This is a genomic window from Bergeriella denitrificans NBRC 102155 (assembly GCF_001592185.1).
GTDB classification, from domain to species: domain Bacteria; phylum Pseudomonadota; class Gammaproteobacteria; order Burkholderiales; family Neisseriaceae; genus Neisseria; species Neisseria denitrificans.
Genome location: NZ_BCWL01000175.1, coordinates 1 through 4,556 on the forward strand (window position 1 = coordinate 1; position 4,556 = coordinate 4,556).

Consider the following 4,556-nt stretch of genomic DNA (forward strand, 5'->3'; position numbering starts at 1 on the left):
TGAAGCAACCAGTCCGCCGACCCGTACGATTTGTATTGCCTGTGGCTTGCCGCCTTGTATCAGAGTTTAATTTCTCCAGCTATATATGCTGAAAAGCCGTCTGAAAAATGCAGGTTACTGCGTTTTTCAGACGGCTTTTTGCTGCTTTATGAATGCGGGTAGCTTTTGTGCAGCGGTGTAATCAGTTGCCGACGCGCGGCGTCGATTTTGTCGGCAATCAGATGGGCTTTGCCGTTTTGCCGGCACTCGGCGGCGATGGCGGCGGAGTCGACTTCGTTGGCGGCGGCCAGCAGCGCCAGCCAGTGTTCGCGCTGCGGGTAGGGGGCGTGTTCGAAATTCAAGCGTCCGCGCGCATCGGCGATGCAGACGTTTAAGGCCGTCTGAAAACGCTCGGGGCGGCGGAAGGCGTCGGTTTTTTTTAAGACATCGATAACCGTCGAGGTTTTGAGTTGGGCGACTTGGTGGAAAATGATGTGCCAGCGGCACACCAGTTCGGCCAATTCCGCACAATGCTTGGGCGCGCGCAAACGCCCGTTGACTGCGCGAACCGGTGCCACGCCGTTGATGTCGTGGCCGTGGTGTTTGGGCAGGATGTCGGGCGGGGTCAGCGCTTTGCCCAGGTCGTGCAGGAGCGCGGCATAGCGTTCGGGCAGGCTCAAGCCCATATCGGCGGCGCATTGCAGCACCATCAGGGTGTGGATGCCGCAATCGATTTCAGGATGGTAATCCGCCCGCTGCGGCACGCCGAACAGCGCGTCCACTTCGGGCAGCAATACTTTCAATGCCCCGCATTCGCGCAATACTTCCATCATGCGGCGCGGCGCGCGTTCCATCAGGCCTTTGGCCAATTCCTGCCACACGCGTTCAGCCACCAAGGCTTCGGCCTCGCCGTTTGCGACCATGTTTTTCATCAAAGCCATGGTTTCCGGGGCAATCTCGAAACCGTAACGCGCGGCAAAACGGGCAATGCGTAAAATCCGTACCGGATCTTCGGCAAATGCGGGCGAAACATGGCGCAGAATGCCGTGTTCCAAATCCTGCCGCCCGCCGTAGGGGTCGATAATCCGGCCGTCTGAATCTTGTGCCATGGCGTTGATGGTCAGGTCGCGGCGCAATAAGTCCTGCTCCAGCGTGACTTCTTTTCCGGCATGAAATACGAAACCGGCATAGCCTTTGGCGGTTTTGCGTTCGGTACGCGCCAGCGCGTATTCTTCGTGCGTTTGCGGGTGCAGGAAGACGGGAAAATCTCTGCCGACCGGCTGAAACCCGCGAGCCGCCATACTTTCCGCATTTTCGCCGACCACCACCCAATCGCGGTCTTTGACTTCGAGGCCGAGCAGGGCGTCGCGCACCGCGCCGCCGACAAGATAGGTTTTCATGGGGGTTTCCTTTGGTTTTTTTCGGTTTTCAGACGGCCTTTGTATATAGGTAACGTGAGTTCGGAATAATCAAATAGAATATATTTTTAATTTTCAGTAACGTATTTTCTTAGACAGACAGAATCTGCAAGGATTCGTCATTCCCGCGCAGGCGGGAATCCAGAAATTTAATATTTCTGTAATGTTTTCAAGGCTTCAGGAATTTTACCTCCTGGATTCCCGCCTGCGCGGGAATGACGAAAATCTGGTGATTTTCTGTCTGTGCAAATTCATACATCGTTGAAAACAATAAAAATATCTCAATGTTTATCCGGAAGCTCGCAGATAATGGCTTCGACTTTGCTCAGCCATCTGTATTTTGCTACATATTTTAGACGGCAGCAGGCTTACTCTTTTCCCAAGGCTTCAAACGCGGCTTTCATGGTCGGGTTTTTGCGTACCAGTTTTTTCACCGTCAAATCCGCCGCTTTGCTGTTGGCCAGGCGCAGGTTGTTTTCAGAAGAAAGCAGGGCTTCTTTGGTTTTCTGCAGGTGGGTGATGGTTTTGTCGATTTCGTCGATGGCCGTCTGAAATTTGCGGCTGGCAAGGTCGTAGTTGCGGGCGAAGCCTTCTTTGAAGGCGTTGAGGTCTTCTTCAAAATTCGTGATGTCGATATTCTGCGCGCGCATACGGGCGGCTTCCTGCTTGTATTTCAAGGAGTTGAGCGCGGCGTTGCGCAGGAGCGAAATCAGGGGAATGAAAAACTGCGGGCGTACGACGTACATTTTCGGGTAGGCGTAGGAAACATCGACGATGCCGCTGTTGTAGAGTTCGCTGTCGGCCTCCAAAAGCGAGACGAGGACGGCGTATTCGCATTTTTTTTCGGTGCGGTCTTTGTCCAACTCTTTGAAAAAATGTTCGTTTTTCTTTTTGGTGGCGGTGTGGTCGTTTTCGTTTTTCATCTCAAACATGATGGAGATGATTTCGTTGCCGTCGGAATCGTATTCGCGGTAGATGTAGTCGCCTTTGCTGCCGCTTGCGGCGTCGTTGTCTTTGCCGAACTGCGCTTGCGGGAAGGCGGTGGTGCGGATGCGGTTGAACTCGTTTTCGCAATGGGCTTCGAGGCTTTCGCCTATCATTTTGGTGGATTGGCGGGCTTTGAAATCTTTGTAAAAGGCGATGGTTTCGTCTTTTTGTTTTAATTCGCCTTCGTATTTTTCGCGCAGGTTTTGTTTTTCCAATTCGCGTTCTTTGGCTTCCAGCGCGAGGCGGGCGGTCAGGTCGCTCAATTGGCGGTCTTTGTCGGCCACGGCTTGGGTGATTTCCAGCTTTTTCTCCATTTCTTTGGCGGCGGCCAGGCTTTGGGCTTGGGCTTTCAATTCGGCGATGAGTTTGTCTTGCTCGGCAATTTGCGCTTTCAGACGGCCTTCGGCTTCGCCGACGGCCAGGCGGCTGTCTTTTTCGTGTGCTGCGATTTGGTTGGCAAGTTCGGCGATTTCTCTGTTTTTATCCGCCAGCTCGCGCTCCAGCTGTTGCTGCGCTTGGGTTTCGGCCAGGCGCATTTCGCTTTGGAACTGTTTTTGCGCCTGCTGCAGCCGCTCATGGATTTCGTTTTGAAATTCGCGCGTGCGGACTTGGTTGAGAATGTCGGCATAACCGGCTTCGTTGACGGTGAAGGCGGTGTGGCAGTGGGGGCATTTGATTTCTTGCATGGCGGTTTCCGCAAAACAGGCTAATGGAAAGGCCGTCTGAAAATCAGTTTTCAGACGGCCTCGGCGCAGGGGCTTTACAGCGGCCAGGTCAGGCCGGGGCGGCTTTCAATCAGGGCTTTGAATTGGTTTTGAATGCGCTCGATGGCTTCTTGGCTGTCGGCTTCAAAACGCAGCACCAGAATCGGCGTGGTGTTGGATGCGCGCATCAGGCCGAAGCCGTCGGCAAATTCCACACGCAGGCCGTCGATGGTGATGATTTCCTGCGCGCCCTCGAATGTGGCTTGCGCGGCCAGCTCGGCGATGACTTGGTGGCCGTTGCTGCCTTCGGGCAGGTCGATGTTCAATTCGGGGGTGGCGATGCTCTGCGGCAGGCTGTTGAGCACGGCAGACGGGTTGTCGGATGCCGATAAAATTTCCAGCAGGCGCGCGCCAGCGTACAGGCCGTCGTCGAAGCCGAACCAGCGTTCTTTAAAGAAGATGTGGCCGCTCATTTCGCCGGCGACCAGAGCGCCGGTTTTCTTCATGCTGGATTTGATGAAGCTGTGGCCGGTTTTTTCCATAATCGGCTCGCCGCCGTGCTGCTTAATCCAGGGGGCGAGCAGGCGGGTGGATTTGACGTCGAAAATCACTTTGGCCTGCGGGTTGCGGCTCAATACGTCTTGGGCGAAGAGCATCAGCTGGCGGTCGGGGTAGATGATGTGGCCGTCTTTGGTGACCACGCCCAAGCGGTCGGCATCGCCGTCAAACGCCAGGCCGATTTCGGCATCGCCCTTTTGCAGCTCGGCAATCAGGTCTTGCAGGTTTTTCGGTTTGGACGGATCGGGATGGTGGTTGGGGAACGTGCCGTCCACTTCGCAGAAAAGCTCGGTGACTTCGTTGCCCAGGCCGCGGTAGAGCTTGCCAGCAAACGCGCCGCCGACGCCGTTGCCCGCGTCGATGGCGATTTTCATCGGGCGTTTGAGCTTGATGTGGCCGATGATGTGGTCGTGATAGCTGCCGGAGATGTCCTGCTCGGTCACGCTGCCTGCGGATGCGGCTTCGACAAAGCGGTCGGCTTCAATCAGCGCCAGCAGTTCCTGAATGGCCTCGCCTGCCAGCGTGTCGCCGCCGAGCATCATTTTGAAGCCGTTGTAATCCGGCGGATTGTGGCTGCCGGTAATCATCACGCCGCTGCCGCCGCATTCGTTGACGGCGGCGAAATACAGCATGGGCGTGGCCACCATGCCGACATTGAGTACGTTGATGCCGCTGTCGGTCAGGCCGCGTTGGATGTGCGCCATCAGCTCGGGGCCGCTCAGGCGGCCGTCGCGGCCGAGGGCGATTTTGTCGATGCCTTGTGCGGCGGCTTTGGCGGCAATGGCTTTGCCGATTAAGTAGGCGGCTTCGTTGGTGAGGGTTTTGCCGACGATGCCGCGGATGTCGTAGGCTTTAAAGATGTCTTTGGCGATGGTAGCCATGGTGTGCTCCTTGCTGGGTATCGGTTTAG

Annotated in this window: 3 protein-coding genes; all 3 read right to left on the minus strand. The window is 55.8% G+C overall.

The annotated features are described in order from the left end of the window. Positions 1 to 146 precede the first annotated feature (146 nt). Positions 147 to 1,379 carry a multifunctional CCA addition/repair protein gene (locus BDE01S_RS08570; RefSeq protein ID WP_066080216.1) on the minus strand — a complete coding sequence of 411 codons (1,233 nt, stop codon included), beginning with the start codon at positions 1,377 to 1,379 and terminating at the stop codon, positions 147 to 149. 386 nt (positions 1,380 to 1,765) lie between these two features. Beyond that, positions 1,766 to 3,070 (minus strand): DUF2130 domain-containing protein, encoded by a 1,305-nt coding sequence (locus BDE01S_RS08575; RefSeq protein WP_066080219.1) that lies wholly within the window; start codon positions 3,068 to 3,070, stop codon positions 1,766 to 1,768. Positions 3,071 to 3,144: 74 nt separating this feature from the next. Beyond that, entirely contained in the window at positions 3,145 to 4,527 is a 1,383-nt protein-coding gene (locus BDE01S_RS08580; protein WP_066080222.1) for a phosphomannomutase/phosphoglucomutase, read from the minus strand. Positions 4,528 to 4,556: the final 29 nt, after the last annotated feature.